Genomic DNA, 17740 nt, shown 5'->3' with positions numbered 1-17740 from the left:
CACTTCGATTCCATTCTCTCTCGCGGTATCTCCGTACAGAACGGGTTTTGCCGACTTCCTCGATGTTGCGTTCCTGATGTAGTCCGAGACGGGGATCCGCTTCGAATCCGCTTCATGGATCGAGGCAAGCAATCCATATTCGAGCGCCTCACAGAGACTCGACTTTCCGGTCCCGTTCGGCCCGTAGACGAACGTGTACGGGTTTTTGAATTCGAAAGTGTGCCTCTCGGAAAACCCACGAAAATGCTCGACCTCCAATTTGGTAAGCCGGACGATCTCCCTCTCGTTTGCTTTCGCTTCGTCCGCCACGATTTCGAGTGCCGAAGGCGCTGCCTCCCCCTTGGCGACGATCAGTTTCGCCAAGACTTTCCCGCGCCGACCTCCGGCCGTCCCGACCGATGCGACTTCGTCGAACCCACCCAGTATCAGATTGGCCAGCTTTTTCTCGTGTTCGGACAGAGTCGGGGCCGATTTGGTCAAGAAGCGTTTGAATTCGACTAGGGATTTGGACATTTCCGTTCGCTGAGCGGTTGTTATCGGTTATGCGGTCGGGCGCGGATCGTTGACACGATGTCTTCATTTTATGCGAAAGCATTTTCTGGGAAAGCCGTGTGCGACGTTTTGCGGAAGGCCGCGCGAGGTGTCAAGCGACGACTTTTAGCGCGCCGCCGGACAAAAAGCTGGCTCTCCGTCCGCTCGACTCAGTTTCTTGCCATTGGCAGCGTAAACCAACGTACGTCCGGATTGGGTCGATCTATGCCCTTTGGCCGCGCCCCCGCCGATCGCCGCACTTGGCATCGGACGCGAGCCGGCCATGAGCAGACTTACTCAATCGCCCGACCGATGTCCATTGACGATCGGCGAGCCGCCACGAATGACGACCTCGCGCCCGTATGCGCCAACGCGTGGTTGCCGAGCCGTCAATTGAGCATCGTTTCCTCGGGACGCAGCGTTAAGACACGTACGCCGTTTCGGGTCACGGCTACGGTGTGCTCGAACTGCGCGGACAGTTGCCCATCGCGTGTAACAACCGTCCAGCCATCGTCTTCAGTCCAAACGGCGGAACGTCCCTGGTTAATCATCGGTTCGATGGTGAATACCATGCCTTCCCGCAACATCAAACCCGTTTTCGGTTTTCCCCAGTGCAGCACCTGTGGATCCTCGTGCATTTCCCGCCCAATGCCATGCCCGCAATATTCTCTTACGACCGAATAGCCGTTTCTCCGAGCGTGCCGCTCGATGGCATAACCCACATCGCCAAGCCTCGCGCCTGGACGAACGGCGCTAATCCCCTTCCACATCGCTTCGTAAGTCACTTGCACGAGCTGTTTAGCCCGCGGCGACACGTCACCAACAAGGTACGTTTTGCTGGAATCAGCGATATAGCCATTTTTCTCTAACGTGATGTCGAAATTAACGATGTCCCCGCTTTGCAAGATATCTGTCGTGGACGGAACGCCATGGCAGACCACGTTGTTGCGGGAAGAATTGAGCGCGTAGGCATACCCGTACTGTCCCTTGCTTGCTGGGCGTGCGTCGAGTTCATTGACGATGAAGCTATCGACCAGATCGTTCACCTGCATCGTGGACATGCCGATCAAGCTCAATTGATCCAGATAGCCGAACACATTCGCCAGCAACTTGCCCGACTCCGCCAGTAATGCGATTTCTTCCGGTCTCTTGGTCATATCGAAGTCGCCTTGATGGCTGGTGCTACAACGCCAGCGGCTCGCATTTCCTGTGCGACGATCTCATTGAAACCCATCGTCGGATTCATTTCGCACAACATGCCGACCTTGATCCAGAAAGCAGCTTGCGCGTTAATTGACCTGCACGACACTGCACTTGCCTTTCGTATCTGATCGTGCAAATCGTCGTCGATATTGACAATGCCCACTCGCCCCTCCATATACGAAACATATACTAATCGTATATTCAAATCGGACGGGAGTGCAAGGGCTTTCCGGCAGGAGACGCCCGCAACTATCCTGACGAGGACCGCTCCGGGTCGATAACGCCCCCACCTCCCGTATAGTCTTCAAACCTCCCCCCCAGCACCACGAGTCCCCCATGACGCACCCGCTGTCCGCCCTGCGCGCCCTTGGGGCTCTTCTGAAAATGGCTCTCCTGAAAATCCGCAAACCGCGAACCGACATCGCCGGCATGGCCCGCCACGGCAAACCGATCGCATCCAAACCGCCTGTCACCCACGACACCCGTCGCCCCCCATCCACGAGCCGCTACGTGATGATGCACGTCACCGTGGACCCGCAGCACGCCACGCCGTTGCGCAAGGCGCTGATCCGCGACTGCTGCGACCAGCCCTGGACGCTGCGCCTCACCTCCCTGCACGCCGCCGGCCGCGTGCGTCTTTCGCTGTACCTGCCGAAGTCCGCGGTGAGCGGCGCGATGCTGCGCGTGGCACATCTGGCGCCCACGGCCGAAATCGGTCGGTTGCTCGAAATTCCGGCCGCGCCCACTGGCGCCTGGCAGGACCTCATCCACGGCGACGCGCGTGCGCGCGCCGAATCGCCCGCAGACTCAGCCAGCCAAGAGGCTGGACAGGCCGGCGCGACGCTGGCGCGGCTGCTTTCGCCCGCACGTGTGCTGCTCGATCTGGAAATCGCGGATCGCGAAACGCTGTTCGCACGGCTCGGCGAACTCGCCGAACATAAAGCGGGCCTGCCCGCCGATACGGTCACGTCGGCGCTCGCCGCGCGCGAAACAATGGGGTCGACGGGTCTGGGTCAGGGGGTGGCCGTGCCGCACGGGCAGGTCAAAGGATTGCGCGAAGCCGTGGCGCTCTACGCTCGGCTCGCCACGCCTATCGCGTTCGATGCACCCGACGCGAAGCCCGTGCGCGACGTCGTGATGCTGCTCGTGCCGGAATGGGCGACGAGCACGCACCTGCATCTGCTCGCAGACGTCGCGCAGCGCTTTTGCGATCAGCGCTTTCGGGATCAACTGCACGCATGTGCCGACGCGACTGCGGTATGCCGGTTGTTCGGCGGCGCGTATGAACAAAGCGCGTATGAACGAAAGTCCGGGACAAACGCCGCATCGACATCGCCGCCAGGCGAAGCGAACGAAGACAACGGCGTTGACGCATCGGCTCAACGGGGCACATCGATCGCCGGCTCGCAGGTCATCGTCCCGCTCCCGCAAAACCGCAGCGGCAACACTAGCGGCAACGACTCTACCGACGCCTGAACGCGCAGCCCGTCGCGCTTCACGAACAAACGTCCGGCCTGTCACCCGCCGCGTCACACGCGCAGCGCTTACGCCGTGCGCCGTCTCACATGCCCGATGGTCGCCTCGGGCACCGTGGCAATCAACGTATGAATGGCAAAGTCGAGATCGTCGGGCGAGATGTCGAGGTGCACGCGCACCCCGACACGTGTGCCGTCATGCACGGCTTGCGTATGCGCGACGTACACGCCCAGCGCGGAATGGAGCAGCGCCGTGAGTCGCTCGCGCGTCGATGCGGCATTCGCGCAATCGAGCGTAATGGGCAGCAGGACGCGGGAAGAAGGAAAGGGGATGACGTTGTTGCGCGGGGCGCGGGGTTCATTGCGGTCTGCGCCGCTCTCGAACGCCCGGGCCGGTTGAATCGGAGCCATTGTGTTCTGCGAGGTTGCCCTGCCAGTGGAGATGGCTAGAGCATAGTCTTCGTGGAGTAAACAAAACACAAAAATACCGCATCTGGCCGAAAAGGGTCGGCCAACGCGGCAATCGGGCACAGCGTCAGTGTGCCTGCGCAACCTCAACCGCCACAGTCAGGCGCTCATTTCGTTGAGCACGCCCAGCCCGACAGGCGGCGCCATCAGCCGCTCCGCGTAGGTGCATGCGGGCATGGGCCGGCTGAAGAAGTAGCCCTGCTGCTTGTCGCAGCCGATAGACCGAAGAAATAGCGCCTGTTCGCGTGTTTCCACGCCTTCGGCCGTCACTGTCATACCGAGCGAATGCGCCATCGCCACCACGGCACTCGTAATCGCCACCGAATCGCGATGATCGGGCAAGCCATTCACGAACGAACGATCGATCTTGAGGTTGTGCAGCGGAAAGCGCTTCAGATACGAGAGCGACGAGTAGCCCGTGCCGAAGTCGTCCACGCTGATGTGCACGCCCATGTCCGTGAGCGCCTTCAGCATGGGCAGCACGGTCTCGCTGTCGCGCATCAACAGGCCTTCGGTAATTTCGAGTTCGAGCGCGCCCGGCGCGAGGCCCGTGCGCGCCAACGTCTGCGCGACGTGTTCGACGAGGTCGTCGTTGAGCTGACGCGGCGAGAGATTCACGGCGACCACAAGGTCCGGCGCGAGCGTGCGGCGCCATTCCGCGGCCTGCGCGCAGGCCTGTTCGATCACCCAGCGGCCCATCGGCACGATGAGCCCGGTGTCTTCTGCTACGGGGATGAACTCGGCGGGCGTCACGGGGCCGAGCTCCGGGTCGTTGAGCCGCAGCAGCGCCTCGGCGCCGGCCGTGCGGCTGCATCGTCCGTCGACGATGGGCTGGTAGACGAGGCTCAGGTCGCCCGCTGCCATCGCACGCCGCAGTGCACGCTCGATCGTGAAGCGGCGTTGCAGATGCCGGTTCAACTGCTCCGTGAAGAACTGGAATTGATTACGACCGTGCTGTTTCGCGTGATACATCGCGGCGTCGGCGTTGCGCATCAGCGTGGTCGCATCGCGGCCGTGCTCGGGAAAGAGGCTGATACCGATGGACGCGCCCAGGTAGTACTCGTTGCCCGCCACCGCGAACGGTACGGCCACGGTGTCCACCACGCGGCGTGCGAGCCGCGCGAGCGCGTCCGGGCCGCCATGATCGGCGACGAGCATCACGAACTCGTCTCCGCCCACGCGCGCAAGCGTGTCCTCCGCGCGCACGCAGCCCGCCAGCCGCTGCGCGACGCTGCAGAGCAACGCGTCGCCCGCATCGTGGCCGGCGGTGTCGTTGACTTTCTTGAAGCCGTCCAGGTCGATGAAAAGCACCGCGGCATGCTCGGGCCGGGCCGCTCTCGCCAGCGCGTCCAGCGCATCGGGCGCGCCCGCAGGGTCGAGCATCTCGCGCATGCGGTCTGCAAGATACGCGCGGTTGTAGAGCCCCGTGAGCGAGTCGCGTGTGGCGAGATATCGAAGCTGCTGCTGGGCCGCGCGAACCGGGCCGATGTCGTTGAACGAGATCAACACCGCGCTCGGCTCGCTCTCGCCCGGCTTGATGATGGGCACGACGTTTTCGGTAATCCACACCGTGTCGCCGTCCACGAGATCGAGCGAAAGCGTAAGGCCCACGAGAGGCTTGCCGCTCGCGAGCACCCAGCGCGTCGGCTGGTCCGCTTCCTCGATGACGGTTCCGTCTTCGCGGCACGCGCGCAGAATGACGCTGCCGATCTGCCGTCCCACGAGATTGCCGCTCGCATGCAGCATGCGATGCGCGCTGGGATTGCACGCAATGACCTCACCGGCGGGCGTCTGCACCACGATGCCTTCGTTGAGATGATTGACGACGAGCCGGTGGTATTCCTCGCTCTGTGCGAGCCGCCGCGCGATGGCGTCCTGATGGACGGCAAGGCCCACACTGCTGCTGATGTCGCGCAGAATCGCTTCTTCCTGCGCAGTAGGCCCGCGCGGCGTGCGGTAATAGACGCCGAATGCGCCCAACACCTTGCCCGACTCGTCTTCGAAAGGCACGGACCAGCACGCGCGCAAGCCATGCGGCAAAGCCAGCGCCTTGAACGGCGCCCATAGCGGATCGGTCGCGATGTCCTCGACGATCACCATGCGCCGCTCGAACATTGCCGTGCCGCACGACCCGACGTCAGGGCCGATCTCGAGCCCCTCTATCGCGTTGCTGTAGTCCTTCGGCAACGACGGCGCTGCGCCCACCAGCATGTGACGCCCTTCGGCGTCGAGCAGGAGGATCGAGCATCGCGCCTCGTGGCCGAGCAGCGCCTCGGCGCGGCGGCACACCTCCTCGAGCAACGCCGGCAAAGGCGTGTTGCGCGTGATGAGGCGTAGCACCGTCTGCTCGGAGGCGAGCACTTCTTCGGCAAGAGCCGAACCGTAGCGAGCCTTGCTGGCCCCTGAACCCGTGTCCTTATCTGCGCTCATTGGACGCTTCATGATTGGATTGCTCCCCTGTCCGTTAACGGCAGGATCCCGGCATGGTTGAGTCGGGCTTACACGGATGGTGTCCGCGTCACGGCGATGGTTCGACCAGAATGCGCGCAAAGCGTGTGAAGTATAGGCACTCCGGCTGACGGGCGTGAGCGTTCGTGTGCGGATTCGCGTCAGGAGATGCCCAGACGCGGTGCACGCTGCGACCGCGTCGATTTGTCGGACTATACGGCTTTCGAGAGCGATGGCGCCTGCCACTATTGACGCTTGATGCCGCATCGCACGCTGATCGTACCGAGACGGCCGCGATGGCAGCCATGCATCCGGAATGCTACGCTGCACGCTCTTCCATTCAGCCGCATGCCTGCGACATGAACTCTTCACGACAAACCCGATTCGACGACATCGCTGCCACGCTCGGTTATCGCTTCGACGGCGAAATCAAGGTAGGCGGGCACTACGTGCCTGTCATGCGCAACGACAGCGAGGTCTATGTTTCAGGACAGATTCCGCGTGTAGACAACGCGGTGGTCGTAACGGGACGCGCAGGCGCTGACGTCTCGCTTGCCGATGCGCAACGCGCCGCGCAGGTTTGCGTGATGCGCGCGCTGGCACTGCTGGCGCGCGAAGCCGGGTCGCTCGATTGCATACGCCGCATCCTGCGGATCACCGTCTACGTGCAATGCGCAGCGGACTTCACGCTGCAAAGCGAAGTGGCCGACGGTGCGTCGGACGTGCTGCACGCTGTGCTGGGCGACGCGGGGCGGCATACACGAACCTCGGTGGGCGTGTACCAGTTGCCGAAGAACGCGACGGTGGAGCTGGATCTTGTGGCGGTGCTCGAAGACGCCGGCAAGCCACGCTGAACGCGATACGCCGCTGCGCTGCCGCGCCTCTTGCGTGGGCTGCGCCGCCTTCAACAGCGCTCGCGGTTTCGTGGCATCATCGCCAGACCCCAAACGGAGAAAGGAGGCAGGCCATGGCGACGTACATCGTGTTCACGCGCGAAAGCACGCAGGATCAGGGCGAACTCGACACTTACATGAAGAAGGTAGGCGAGACGTTCAAGGGCCATCCGATCAAGGTGCTCGCGGCATACGGACCGCAGCAGGTGCTTGAAGGCGATGCGCCCGAAGGCGTGGTGGTCGTCGAATTCCCCGATACGCAGGCAGCGCGCGCGTGGTACGACAGCCCGGCCTACCAGCAGGTTGCCCAGCATCGTTTCAAGGGTTCGCGTTATCGCGCGGTGCTCGTGGAAGGCGTGAAGGGATAAGCGGGCCGCCACGCGTGCGAGGGTGCGGATGAAAGCCGGCGCCGCCCTCGCACGTCGATTCGTATCGATAGATCAGCGCACGGTTGCTTCGCGAAAGCCGTAGAAGTGTGCCGCTGTGGTGCACAGCACCGCACGGCGCTCGGCTTCCCCGCTGAAGAGCCGCTGCGCGATACCGAAGGTCGACGCAAAGTTCGCGGATGCTTCGAACTGCGTGTGTGGCCAGTCGCTGCCCCACATGAGTCGCTCCACTGTCGCAGCTTCCTTCAAGAGAGACAACGCCTCACGCGCGAACGCTTCGCCCGAGTCGCCCACGCTGTTGCGATACGCCGCGGACACTTTGACCCACACCCGCCCGCTTCGCGTTATTTCGAGCAATCGACGCAACCCCGGGTCTCTCACGCCGAGTTCAGGTTCCGGTCGACCAAAATGATCGACCACCACCTCCACGCCGCGCTCCAATAGCGGCGCAACGATCCCCTCGATGCGCGCGGCCTCCGCGTGCACCTCGACATGCCAGCCCAGTTCGCGAATGTGCGCGAGTGTGCCCGGCGCAATGTGACTTGAGAGTGGCGCGTCCGGCAAGCCGATCAGGTTCAGTCGAATGCCGACCACCCCTGCTTCGGCCATCGCTGCAAGCGTGCCGAAGCCGCAGTCGGGCTCGATCACGGCAACGCCGCGAAGCCGCCGGGGCTCACGGCGCAGCGCGGCCAGCAGATAGCTGCAATCCGTTCCGAGAAAACTGGGTTGCACGAGCACGCCGTGTGATACGCCGCAGCCGTCGAGCTGCGCGAAATACGCCGGGAGCGGCGCGTCGTAGTCGGGCACATACCGGCGATGCGCGGCGAGCGGCAGGCCGCGTTCGAACACGTGCGCGTGCGCGTCGATGGCGGTCACGGCAAACGGCTCGCGTGCGGGCCGCTCCGCATCACGGCGAACCGAAGCCGCACCGGACGTTACGATCATTGAGGTTCCTCCACTACACATTCTCTTGCCGCCGCTCGGCAGGCGTTGCTACGGCGAGGCGCGCTCAGTGACGATGCGCCTGCGAAAACCGATGCGCCCCTTCCGCTTCGCAGGCGGCTTCGTCCGATGAGCCCGCGGGCAGGCCACCGAGCGTGCGGCCGCGCGTTTCAGGCAGCATCAGCACCGACAGGACGACGATCGAATAAGCGAGCGCGGCATCGATGCCGATGGCCGTACCGAGCGACATGTTCGCGGACATATGGCCCACCAGCACGGGAAAGCCCGCCGACACGACGCGGCCGAAGTTATAGCAGAAGCCCACGCCCGTTCCGCGAATGCCATGCGGATACAACTCGTTGAACAGCGCGCCCATGCTCGCCGGAATGCCGGCCGCGAAGAAGCCCAACGGAAACCCGAGCACGAGCATGGCCGCGTTGCTGAGCGGCATGAACAGATAGACGACCACCGTAACGACGCAGCAGATCGCAAAGGCCAGAATCGTCGTGCGCCGCCCGATGCGATCGAGCAGTTGCGCACACACAAGACACCCCACGAAGAACGCGACGATGACCACCGCCAGATACGCGCCCGTGCCCAGCACCGAGAGATGACGTTCGGTTTTCAGATACGTGGGCAGCCAGGTCATCAGCGCGTAGTAGCCGCCATGCGCGCCGACGCCGAGCAGTGCGCCGATCAGTGTCATGCGAAGCACCTGCGGCGAGAAGATGCCGAACACTGCATCGAGTGCCGGTTCATCCGCCGATGCATCTGCACTGCGCGTGTTCTGGCCGGTGCACTTCAATGCAGTTGCATCGGGTTCCTGCACACCACGCCTCACATAGACGATAAGCAGCGCGGGCAGAATGCCGAGGGCGAACATGGCGCGCCATGCGGTGGCCGCCGGCATGACGGAAAACATCAAGGCATAGAGCAGCACCGCGGCACCCCAGCCGACTGCCCACGCGCTTTGCACGCTGCCCATTGCCTTGCCGCGATGCTCGGCGCGAATCGTTTCCGCCATGAGCACGGCACCCGCGGCCCACTCGCCGCCGAAACCAAACCCTTGCAGCGTCTTCAGCACGAGGAACTGCGGATAGTTCTGCGCGAACGCACAAAGAAACGTGAAGACGGCAAAGCAGGCCACGGTCCACTGCAACGTCTTCACGCGGCCCACTCGGTCCGAGAGCATGCCCGCAATCCATCCGCCCAGCGCCGACGCGACGAGCGTCGCGCCGCTCACAAGACCGGCCTCCGTGCGGCTGATCGACCACTGGGCGATGATCGCCGGAATTACGAGGCTGAACATCTGCACGTCGAGCGCATCAAGCGCCCAACCGCCAAAGCATGCCCAGAACGTGCGCCGCTCGTTGGCGGATATTTCCCTGAACCAACCGGACATGGCTGTCTCCTGTGTCCTGAATTCCGCTACGGGAATCGTTTAATCGTTGTGGTGCGGCTGTATTTCAGTGCAGTGCATTCACGTGCATTGAAACGCTTTGCACGTGCTAGCGAATCTCGGCCTGATAGATGAACTCGCTTGCCGGCCCGCGGGAACGCCGCCATTCCAGCGGCTGCCGATCGTATCCATATGCGAGACGCTCGATCACCACGGCGGGCGTGCCGGGTTCGATGCGCAACAGTCGCGCATGCAGTGGCCCGATGGCCTCCACCGTGAGCGTTTCCGTGGCCGACGCGATGATCTGATTGCACTGCGCTTCATACACCGGATAAAGCAGATCGCCGATCTGCTCCAGTTCGAGCTGCATGAAGGCAGCAAAGCGGTCAAAAGGCAGCCAGATTTCTTCGGTCAGCATCGGCACGCCATCGATCAACCGTAGCCGGGACATCTGGATCGCCTTGCCGCCGTTCGGAATCTGCAAGGTGGCGGCCACGGCAGACGGCGCTTCAACGACCTCGCGCCGCAGGATGCGGCTCTCGGGAATGCGCCGTTCGCCCTGCCGCGTCTGGAAGCGGAAGAACCGGAACAGTGAGCTGTCGAAACTGGCGCGACGCACGAAAGTTCCTCGCCCCTGGAAGCGCTCGAGCAGACCTTCGGCCACGAGCAGATCCACGGCCTTGCGCACGGTGCCGACGGCTACGTCGTATTGCTTCGCCAGTGCCTGTTCGGTGGGAATGGCCTCACCCGGTCGCCAGTGGTGAGCCGCGATGAGTGCCACGAGTTCATCGCGCACTTGCTGGTAGCGAGGGAGCCGGTCGTCCGCATGCATCATGATTCTCCTTAATTCATATATATGTTTGCATGAATTGGCTGTTCGACGGATAGGGACTAACCCGCGCATCAGGCCTTTCCAAGCGAGGACGGGTTTATACCCATTGGCCTGCATTCCAATTCAACCAATCATATATATGAATTCCAATTCCGGAGACCTGTTGTGAACCATCCCCCCTTATCCGAGCAGGCTGTCATGAAAAAGATTGCGCGCCGGCAGATGCCGCTGCTCGTGGTCATGTTCCTGATTGCCTTTATCGACCGGCAGAACGTCGGCTTCGCGAAGCTGCAGATGGTGCACGCACTCGGCATGACGGAGACGGCGTATGGCCTTGGCGCCTCGCTGTTCTTCATCGGCTATCTGCTGTTCGAGGTGCCCAGCACCCTGGCGCTTCACCGCTTCGGCGCCCGCCTCTGGCTCGCGCGCATCATGGCCACGTGGGGCGTGATCACGGTGGCGATGGCTTTCACGCATTCCACGACACTCTTCTACGTGTTCCGGTTTGCGCTCGGCGTGGCCGAGGCCGGTTTCTATCCGGGCGTGATCTTCTATCTGACGCTGTGGTTCCCGCAGAGCCAGCGCACCCGCATGCTGGGCTTCTTCACGCTGGGCAGCGCGCTCGCGAACATGCTGGGGTCGCTTGCAGGCGGACTCCTGCTGTCGCTCGATGGCCAATTCGGCTTCGCCGGCTGGCAGTGGGTGTTTATGGCGACGGGCGCGCCTGCCGTCATCGTCGCACTGGTCGCACTGCGGTTCCTGCCCGAATCCGTCGAACGCGCACGCTTTCTTTCCGCGGACGAGAAGCAGATCGTGCTCGCCGCACTCAAGCGCGAAGCGCCCGCCGGCACGGTATCCGGGCATCCGTGGCGCGCGTTCATCGACTGGCGCGTGCTGATGTTCGCGGGCGCCTACATGCTGATGTCGACTTCGCTCTATGGCGTGACGTACTGGCTGCCCACGCTGCTCAAGAGCGGTGGAATCGCTTCATCCACGAACGGCCTGCTGAACATGATTCCGTGGGCACTGGGTGCACTTCTGCTGCTGTGGCTGCCCGCGAGGCTCAAGCGCGAAGGCGTGGTGCTCAAGGCGATGGCGATCGTGGCCGGCATCGGCGTCATCGGCTTCGCTCTGAGCCTCGTGTTGCCCGGCCTGCCGCTGCGATTCGCTGCACTCGTGCTGGGCGGCGCATGCATTCCATTGCTCTACCCGTGCTTCTGGTCGTTGCCGCCACGCTTTTTTAGCGGCGCGCGTGCTGCGGCAAGCATCGCCGCGATCAACTCCATCGGCAATCTTGGCGGCTTCTTTGCCCAGAACCTGATGCCCTATGTGGGCAAGGTGGCAGGCAACGCTGGTGCGCCGATGCTCGTTCCGGTGGTGTGTCTCGCGCTTCTCGGCGCGGGCATGCTGGTGGCCAGTGCTTCCAGCGGACGGCGCGAGCAGGTGGGCATCTCGGCGGGGCAATGAACGCGAACGGGTAGCGCCGGGCCGCCATCCGTAAACACGCAACCGCTGCTGCAGCGTGCCCGTGCGATCACGTGCACTGGCTTGCCGCGCCGGCACGCCAGTGCATCTGCGTGAAGCAGGATGCCTGTGCGCGAGCGTGCCCCGCTACGTCGTCGCCACGAGGAACGCCTCGCCGCTCGATGGCCGGAGCCCGTCGCTTCGCCCGCTGAAATAGCGCGCAACGATGTCTTCTGTGGACACGTAGCGCGCCTCGTTGAAACCCGTTGCACGTGCCAGTTCCAGTATTTCCGCTGGACGGAAAAAGCTCAGGAACGGCGTGCCGGCCGCCCGCGCCCGCTCATACACCATTTCATGCTGGGCGCGCTCAGCAGGGTCGATGAGATCGAGGGGCAGAAGGAACGTCATGGCGAAGGTCGAACCCGGCGCGAGCCCGGCGATCTGGCGCAGCATCGCGGCAACGGCGTCGCGCGTCAGATACATCGACACGCCCGTCGACGACACGATTGCGGGCCGCCCCGCGTCGAACCCCGCCGCGACGATGCGCTCCCACCACGATGCGCCGGCCTCGAAATCCACGGGCACGAGCCGCAACCAGGCGGGCACGCCGAAGCCGAGTTCTTCCAGACGCTGCCGCTTCCATGTCTGAGCGCCCGGTTGATCGACTTCGAACACGGTCATGCGCGCGGCAATCTCGGGCCTGCGTTGCGCGAAGGTGTCCAGCCCCGCGCCGAGTAGGACGTACTGCGTTACGCCCCGGCCGGCCTGTTCGGCGACGAGATCTTCGACGAAGCGGGCCCGGCCCACGATGGACGCCCGATAGCCCCGCGTGCCCTGCGGATGCATGTCGGGACGTTCGCGCCAGTTCCCGTCCGGGTTAGCCAGTTGCAGTCCGACTTCGTCTTCGATCACGTGCGGTGGCGCGTCGACCTGAACGTGCATGGCACGCCATAACGCCACCCGCACGGCCGTGCTGTCGGGCGCCTCGGTCTGCCTGTCACGCATGATGGTCCTCCTCCAGCAAATGCGTCTCCTGCCCTCGCGGGCGCAATGTCGCGCGGTAGTGTAGCGACCGGCACCTCCGTGCATTCGGGCAGGCATTCGCCTGACGTGTCACGGCTGCGCACGGGTACCGCCGGCAATCCACCTGAACCGTGGTGCAGGTGTTTCTCTGTTTCCTTCGTCCTTCAGTACAACGCTTGCCCCGCAGCGGTTCGGCATGCGAACCGCGCCCTCGAGGCTTGAGCATGCAGGATATTGCCGCCGCTATAATGCCGGTCCACCCCACTTCACTTCAGCCGATGAGCCGACCCTCTTACGCACTGCTGTTCATGTTAGGGATCTGCCTGCACGCCGGCGCCGAAGAGCCCGTGCGCGCGCATGCCCTCACCAGTGATACAGCAACGGCGTCGGCCACGATTGCGGACAGCCGCGATGCCGCGGCCAGCATGCCGCTGGCATCGGCCACGAGCACCGCGGCATCGGACGCCAGCTCCGTGGCAGAGCCCATCGCGGGACCCGTGGCGACCCAGATGCACAAGATTTCCGCCATGCTGATGGCGAAGTTCGGCCTCGCGCGCGAAAAGGCTCAGCGCATCTCGTCGGCGGTGATGACGTCGGCCGAAAAGTATTCGCTGCCGCCGGCACTCGTACTCGCCATCATTTCGATCGAATCGCGCTTCAAGGAAACGGCCCGCGGCGCGCACGGCGCAACGGGCCTCATGCAGGTGGTACCCGCAGCACACAGGCAACTCGTCAAAAACATGGACCTCAACGAGGCGTCGGACAACATCGACGCCGGCTCCGCCATCCTGCACGGGTATCTACAGTCCGCGCGCGGCGATGTGGGCGCCGCACTGAAGAGCTACGGCGGCTCGTCGGCCTACGCGAAAAAGGTGAGCCTGCGCGCGAAGGACTTCGACGTGGCCCCCGCCGCAAGCAGCGCCGACAGGACGCAGTAACCCCAGCCCATCCGGCGCGCGCTCGCCGGGAACATCCGCGGGTTCGTCGCGATTCGCCTTCCCGGCGGAAAGCCGCCGCTACAACACAACGCACCCAGACCGCGCCGCTACGATTTCCCGTCGCGCTGACGCTCCTTGCTCCATTTGGCGAGCGTGCGAGGCGAAATGCCGAAATGCGCCGCGACGCTTTTCAGCGTCGGTTTCGTACCATCGACTGCTCGCTGCAACGCCTTCACCGCCCGGTCCTTGCCGCCCGGAATGAGCCACGCCGGCAATATCTCCTTCTTGAAAAACTCCGGTGCGCGGGCCTCGCGCGCGATCGCTTCATCGGGATCGAACGTGAAGGCCTGGGCGGTCCGGTCGTATGGCGCGCGCTCGTAGATGCTTTGCAGGCACCCCTCGCACACGTGCGCCGTGGGCGCGAAATACGCGATGCCCTGCACGTCCGCGCGGTTGTCCGCCCAGCGCAGCGCCTGCTGTTCGGCATGGTGCGCCGTGGTCTCGTCCAGCTTGTCGTTGCGCGAGCGCGGGTAGGCCGGCGCGTCAGCGCCCTTTTGCATCGGCACCACGACGTGGCCCGCCACCAGCGGCTTCACCTTTGCGTCGTTCAGCAGATCGAGCGCTGCTTTGCTGTTGCCCGCAATCCCTATGCGGTAGCGGCCATCGGCATGCTTGAAGACAAACGGCAAAAGCGTCGTGTTGGCCGCAAGGTCACGCTCGCGCAGCACCTTGCGCAACGCAGCACGAATGGCGTCCGCCTGGCTGCGCAGCACGTCGAACGCGGGGCGTTCTGCGGCGCGGACCTCAAACAGCGGCTTTGCGTTCACCGGCAGGGAGTCTTGCTGCAACAAGGCTCCCACAACCGGTTCGGCGGACTTGATGCGAAACTGCGCGCCGTTCCAGGTCGCCGCCTGAAGCGGCGCCGCTCCGGCGGCGCCCGCCACGGCTGCGGCCGCTGCAGGCGAGACGGCGTCGGAAGGCGTTCGTGACCCGATCTGCGTAAGCCCGACAAGGGTCGCCGCTAACGCCGGAACGGACTGCGCCGTCGGCGTAGCGCGCGCCTCTGGCGATTCGTCCAGCGCGACAGGATCAGGAACGAACGGACCGTACCGCGACAAGTCGCTCCGAATGCGCTCAGCCATGGGGTTCTCCTGCGCGAATGAAAGTGAATCCCAGCGTAGCAGCATGCCCGCCGCGCGGAGGGGGATCGCGAAGACATGGCCGGGCATCCGAAGCCGGCTTCGGCGGTTCGATCGCTGGGCCGACAACGTGGAACGCATCGCTATACGCCAACATCGGCGCGCCTCACGCCAACAAAAAAGGGGCGCCTCAGCGCCCCTTTTCTTCCTGTGCCCGCACACATCCGGGCACAGCAGATTACTTCGTGTCGTCCTTGATCTGCGGCAGCGCCGACGCTTCGCCCGCAGCGAGCAGGCCGACCTGCGAATAGATGCGCAGCTTGTCGCGCGTGTCCTTGATATCGAGGTTGCGCATCGTCAGTTGGCCAATGCGGTCGCGCGGCGAGAACGTGGAAGCCACCTTTTCCATCGAAAGGCGTTCGGGTTGGTACGTGAGGTTCGGCGAACGCGTGCTGAGGATCGAGTAGTCGTTGCCGCGGCGCAGTTCGATGGTGACCTCGCCCGTGATGGCGCGTGCCACCCAGCGTTGCGCCGTTTCGCGCAGCATGATGGCCTGCGGATCGAACCAGCGGCCCTGATACAGCAACCGGCCCAGACGGCGCCCGTGGTCGCGGTATTGCTCGATGGTGTCTTCGTTATGGATGCCGGTGACGAGGCGCTCGTACGCGATGTAGAGCAGCGCGAGGCCCGGGGCTTCGTAGATGCCGCGGCTCTTCGCTTCGATGATGCGGTTTTCGATCTGGTCGCTCATGCCCAGACCGTGACGGCCGCCAATGCGGTTGGCCTCAAGCAGCAATTCCACGGCGTCGGTGTACGTCACGCCGTTGAGCGCCACCGGCTGGCCTTCCTCGAAGCGCACCGTGATCTCTTCCTTCGCGATCTGCACCTCGTCGCGCCAGAACGGCACGCCCATGATGGGGTTCACGATCTTGATGCCGCTTTCCAGGCTCTCCAGGTCCTTCGCTTCGTGCGTGGCGCCGAGCAGGTTCGAATCCGTCGAATAGGCCTTTTCCGCCGACATCTTGTACTCGAAGCCCGCGCGGCGCATGAACTCGGACATCTCGGCGCGGCCGCCCAGCTCGTCGATGAACTGCTGGTCGAGCCACGGCTTGTAGATCTTCAGGTCCGGGTTCACGAGCAGGCCGTAGCGGTAGAAGCGCTCGATGTCGTTGCCCTTGTACGTGCTGCCGTCGCCCCAGATGTTGACGCCGTCTTCCTTCATCGCCGCGACCAGCATGGTGCCCGTGACGGCACGGCCGATCGGCGTGGTGTTGAAGTAGGTAACGCCCGCGGTCGAGATATGGAATGCCCCACATTGCAGCGCTGCGATTCCCTCGGCGACGAGCTGGGCGCGGCAGTCGATCAGCCGGGCGCCTTCTGCGCCGTACTGGATGGCGCGCTTCGGGATCGAGTCGTAGTCGTCCTCGTCGGGCTGGCCCAGGTTCGCGGTGTACGCGAACGGCACGGCGCCCTTGAGCCGCATCCAGTGCAGTGCCGCGCTGGTGTCGAGGCCGCCGGAGAACGCGATGCCGACCTTCTGCCCGGCCGGGAGACTTTCGAGAATTGTGGTCATACGGATAACCGCTGAATGGAGTCTGGAAGAGGGGAAATGTGCAAGTATCCGCTGTGTGGCGGTTCCGGGCAAGGTTCGACAGGTTATCGAAAGGAAATTGCGGGGCGCAAATGGCGCCTGAGAGACGCTTAGGACGTCCCGATCATCACGGCGTACCCCCTGTGTTTACCCGAATACCGGAGGGCACAACGCTGCGCTGTGCGGCCAAATCGGGCGAGGTCCGACCACTTTTGGCCCGTGCAACCTCGTCGGCCAGCCGGCCGCGCACGAAGTCGATATGCCCCTGCATCGCGGTGCGCGCCTCCTCGGGCCGGCCCGCGCAGATCGCGTCGCAGAGCGTGCGATGTTGCTGCAGCAGCATCGCCGACGATTCGTCGCCCTGCTCGCGCAAGCCCGTGCCGTGAATCGTGATGTGCTCGCGCAGTACGCTCAGCACGCTCGTGTGCAGATGCAGGAACATCGCGTTGTGCGACGCGAGCGCGATGGCCTCGTGCAGCCGCGTGTCGGCGCTCGCCTCGGCCGCCTTGTCGTCCGTGGCGCGGCTGCGTTCGAGTGCGGCCAGTTCCGCGCGGATGCGCGCAATATCCTCCGGGCCCGCGCGCAGCGCCGCGAAATACGCGGTTGCGCCTTCCAGCACACGGCGAAACTCGAGAATGTCGTCGCGCAGCGCGGGATGATCGCCAATCAGCTGCCCCCACGGCGACGCAACGCCCGTGCGCAACTGTTCGGTCACGAACACGCCGGTGCCGTGCCGGCTCTGTAGCAGCCCGCGCGCGGCAAGCCGCTGGATCGCTTCGCGCACCGTGTTGCGCGACACGCCGTACTGCGCCGCGAGGTCCCGCTCGCCCGGCAGCCGTGCGCCCGCCGGCCAGCTACCGTTCAGCAGCGCCGTTTCCATGGTTCGCATCACCGCTTCCACGCGGCCGCGTGCATGCCCTGTTTCCGCCATCGTCCAGTCCTCGTCAAGGTCGCCATTGTGCCGCGATTTTGAGCAGTGGTCCAACCAGTTTGTCCCAAATGGCGGAA

The 17740-nt window shown here is 64.0% G+C and carries 17 protein-coding genes; 5 read left to right on the top strand and 12 right to left on the bottom strand.

Translation table 11 applies throughout. The features are described from left to right. From PXJ20_RS29060 to PXJ20_RS29050, 3 genes are all read right to left on the bottom strand, one after another. Window positions 1–513: AAA family ATPase (locus tag PXJ20_RS29060; RefSeq protein WP_421057462.1), on the bottom strand; the 513-nt coding region annotated here is incomplete at its 3' end. 407 nt (window positions 514–920) lie between these two features. Further along, a complete protein-coding gene (gene map / locus PXJ20_RS29055) occupies window positions 921–1688 on the bottom strand; it encodes a type I methionyl aminopeptidase (protein WP_017775488.1) in 768 nt (255 codons plus the stop codon). Further along, a complete protein-coding gene (locus PXJ20_RS29050) occupies window positions 1685–1897 on the bottom strand; it encodes a ParD-like family protein (RefSeq protein WP_017775487.1) in 213 nt (70 codons plus the stop codon). The genes map and PXJ20_RS29050 overlap by 4 nt, the downstream gene beginning before the upstream one ends. 350 nt (window positions 1898–2247) lie before the next feature. Here PXJ20_RS29050 and PXJ20_RS29045 point away from each other — a divergent pair, with 350 nt between their 5' ends. After that, a complete protein-coding gene (locus PXJ20_RS29045; RefSeq protein WP_421032136.1) occupies window positions 2248–3210 on the top strand; it encodes a PTS sugar transporter subunit IIA in 963 nt (320 codons plus the stop codon). A 68-nt stretch (window positions 3211–3278) separates the two neighbouring features. On the opposite strand, the gene PXJ20_RS29040 is transcribed toward PXJ20_RS29045, so the two are convergent. Both PXJ20_RS29040 and PXJ20_RS29035 read right to left on the bottom strand, forming a co-directional pair. Then, window positions 3279–3620, bottom strand: coding sequence for a hypothetical protein (locus PXJ20_RS29040; RefSeq protein WP_017775485.1), 342 nt, complete (start codon window positions 3618–3620; stop codon window positions 3279–3281). A 156-nt stretch (window positions 3621–3776) separates the two neighbouring features. After that, on the bottom strand, window positions 3777–6107 hold the full coding sequence (locus PXJ20_RS29035; protein WP_421032135.1) for a putative bifunctional diguanylate cyclase/phosphodiesterase: 2331 nt from the start codon (window positions 6105–6107) through the stop codon (window positions 3777–3779). Window positions 6108–6484: 377 nt separating this feature from the next. Between PXJ20_RS29035 and PXJ20_RS29030 the strand changes: the two genes are divergently transcribed. Together PXJ20_RS29030 and PXJ20_RS29025 are read left to right on the top strand one after the other, a co-directional pair. Further along, window positions 6485–6979 (top strand): RidA family protein, encoded by a 495-nt coding sequence (locus tag PXJ20_RS29030; protein ID WP_421032134.1) that lies wholly within the window; start codon window positions 6485–6487, stop codon window positions 6977–6979. A 113-nt stretch (window positions 6980–7092) separates the two neighbouring features. After that, window positions 7093–7386, top strand: coding sequence for a DUF1330 domain-containing protein (locus PXJ20_RS29025; RefSeq protein ID WP_017775482.1), 294 nt, complete (start codon window positions 7093–7095; stop codon window positions 7384–7386). Between the two features lie 72 nt (window positions 7387–7458). On the opposite strand, the gene PXJ20_RS29020 is transcribed toward PXJ20_RS29025, so the two are convergent. From PXJ20_RS29020 to PXJ20_RS29010, 3 genes are all read right to left on the bottom strand, one after another. Further along, complete coding sequence (locus PXJ20_RS29020; protein WP_421032133.1) at window positions 7459–8349, bottom strand: amidohydrolase family protein; 891 nt, start codon at window positions 8347–8349, stop codon at window positions 7459–7461. Window positions 8350–8413: 64 nt separating this feature from the next. After that, entirely contained in the window at window positions 8414–9748 is a 1335-nt protein-coding gene (locus tag PXJ20_RS29015) for an MFS transporter (RefSeq protein WP_421032132.1), read from the bottom strand. A gap of 106 nt (window positions 9749–9854) precedes the next feature. Next, window positions 9855–10577, bottom strand: coding sequence for a GntR family transcriptional regulator (locus PXJ20_RS29010; RefSeq protein ID WP_413215949.1), 723 nt, complete (start codon window positions 10575–10577; stop codon window positions 9855–9857). 198 nt (window positions 10578–10775) lie between these two features. On the opposite strand from PXJ20_RS29010, the gene PXJ20_RS29005 reads away from it, so the two are divergent. Next, complete coding sequence (locus PXJ20_RS29005) at window positions 10776–12044, top strand: MFS transporter (protein ID WP_421032131.1); 1269 nt, start codon at window positions 10776–10778, stop codon at window positions 12042–12044. Between the two features lie 144 nt (window positions 12045–12188). Here PXJ20_RS29005 and PXJ20_RS29000 read toward each other — a convergent pair whose 3' ends face one another. Continuing rightward, window positions 12189–13046, bottom strand: a complete 858-nt coding sequence (locus tag PXJ20_RS29000) for a class I SAM-dependent methyltransferase (RefSeq protein WP_421032130.1) — start codon at window positions 13044–13046, stop codon at window positions 12189–12191. A 326-nt stretch (window positions 13047–13372) separates the two neighbouring features. On the opposite strand from PXJ20_RS29000, the gene PXJ20_RS28995 reads away from it, so the two are divergent. Then, window positions 13373–14002, top strand: a complete 630-nt coding sequence (locus tag PXJ20_RS28995) for a transglycosylase SLT domain-containing protein (protein ID WP_421032659.1) — start codon at window positions 13373–13375, stop codon at window positions 14000–14002. A gap of 107 nt (window positions 14003–14109) precedes the next feature. Here PXJ20_RS28995 and PXJ20_RS28990 read toward each other — a convergent pair whose 3' ends face one another. The 3 genes from PXJ20_RS28990 to PXJ20_RS28980 all read right to left on the bottom strand — a co-directional run bounded on the left by PXJ20_RS28990 (window position 14110) and on the right by PXJ20_RS28980 (window position 17663). Next, window positions 14110–15144, bottom strand: coding sequence for a hypothetical protein (locus tag PXJ20_RS28990; protein ID WP_421057461.1), 1035 nt, complete (start codon window positions 15142–15144; stop codon window positions 14110–14112). 235 nt (window positions 15145–15379) lie between these two features. After that, window positions 15380–16714, bottom strand: a complete 1335-nt coding sequence (gene argG, locus PXJ20_RS28985) for an argininosuccinate synthase (RefSeq protein WP_199544990.1) — start codon at window positions 16712–16714, stop codon at window positions 15380–15382. Between the two features lie 145 nt (window positions 16715–16859). Then, entirely contained in the window at window positions 16860–17663 is an 804-nt protein-coding gene (locus PXJ20_RS28980) for a FadR/GntR family transcriptional regulator (protein ID WP_421032128.1), read from the bottom strand. Window positions 17664–17740: the final 77 nt, after the last annotated feature.

The organism is Paraburkholderia sp. A1RI_3L, assembly GCF_048957895.1.
Lineage (GTDB): Bacteria > Pseudomonadota > Gammaproteobacteria > Burkholderiales > Burkholderiaceae > Paraburkholderia > Paraburkholderia kururiensis.
Note: the sequence above shows the minus strand (reverse complement) of the source record. Positions and strands in the feature narration are given on the sequence as shown.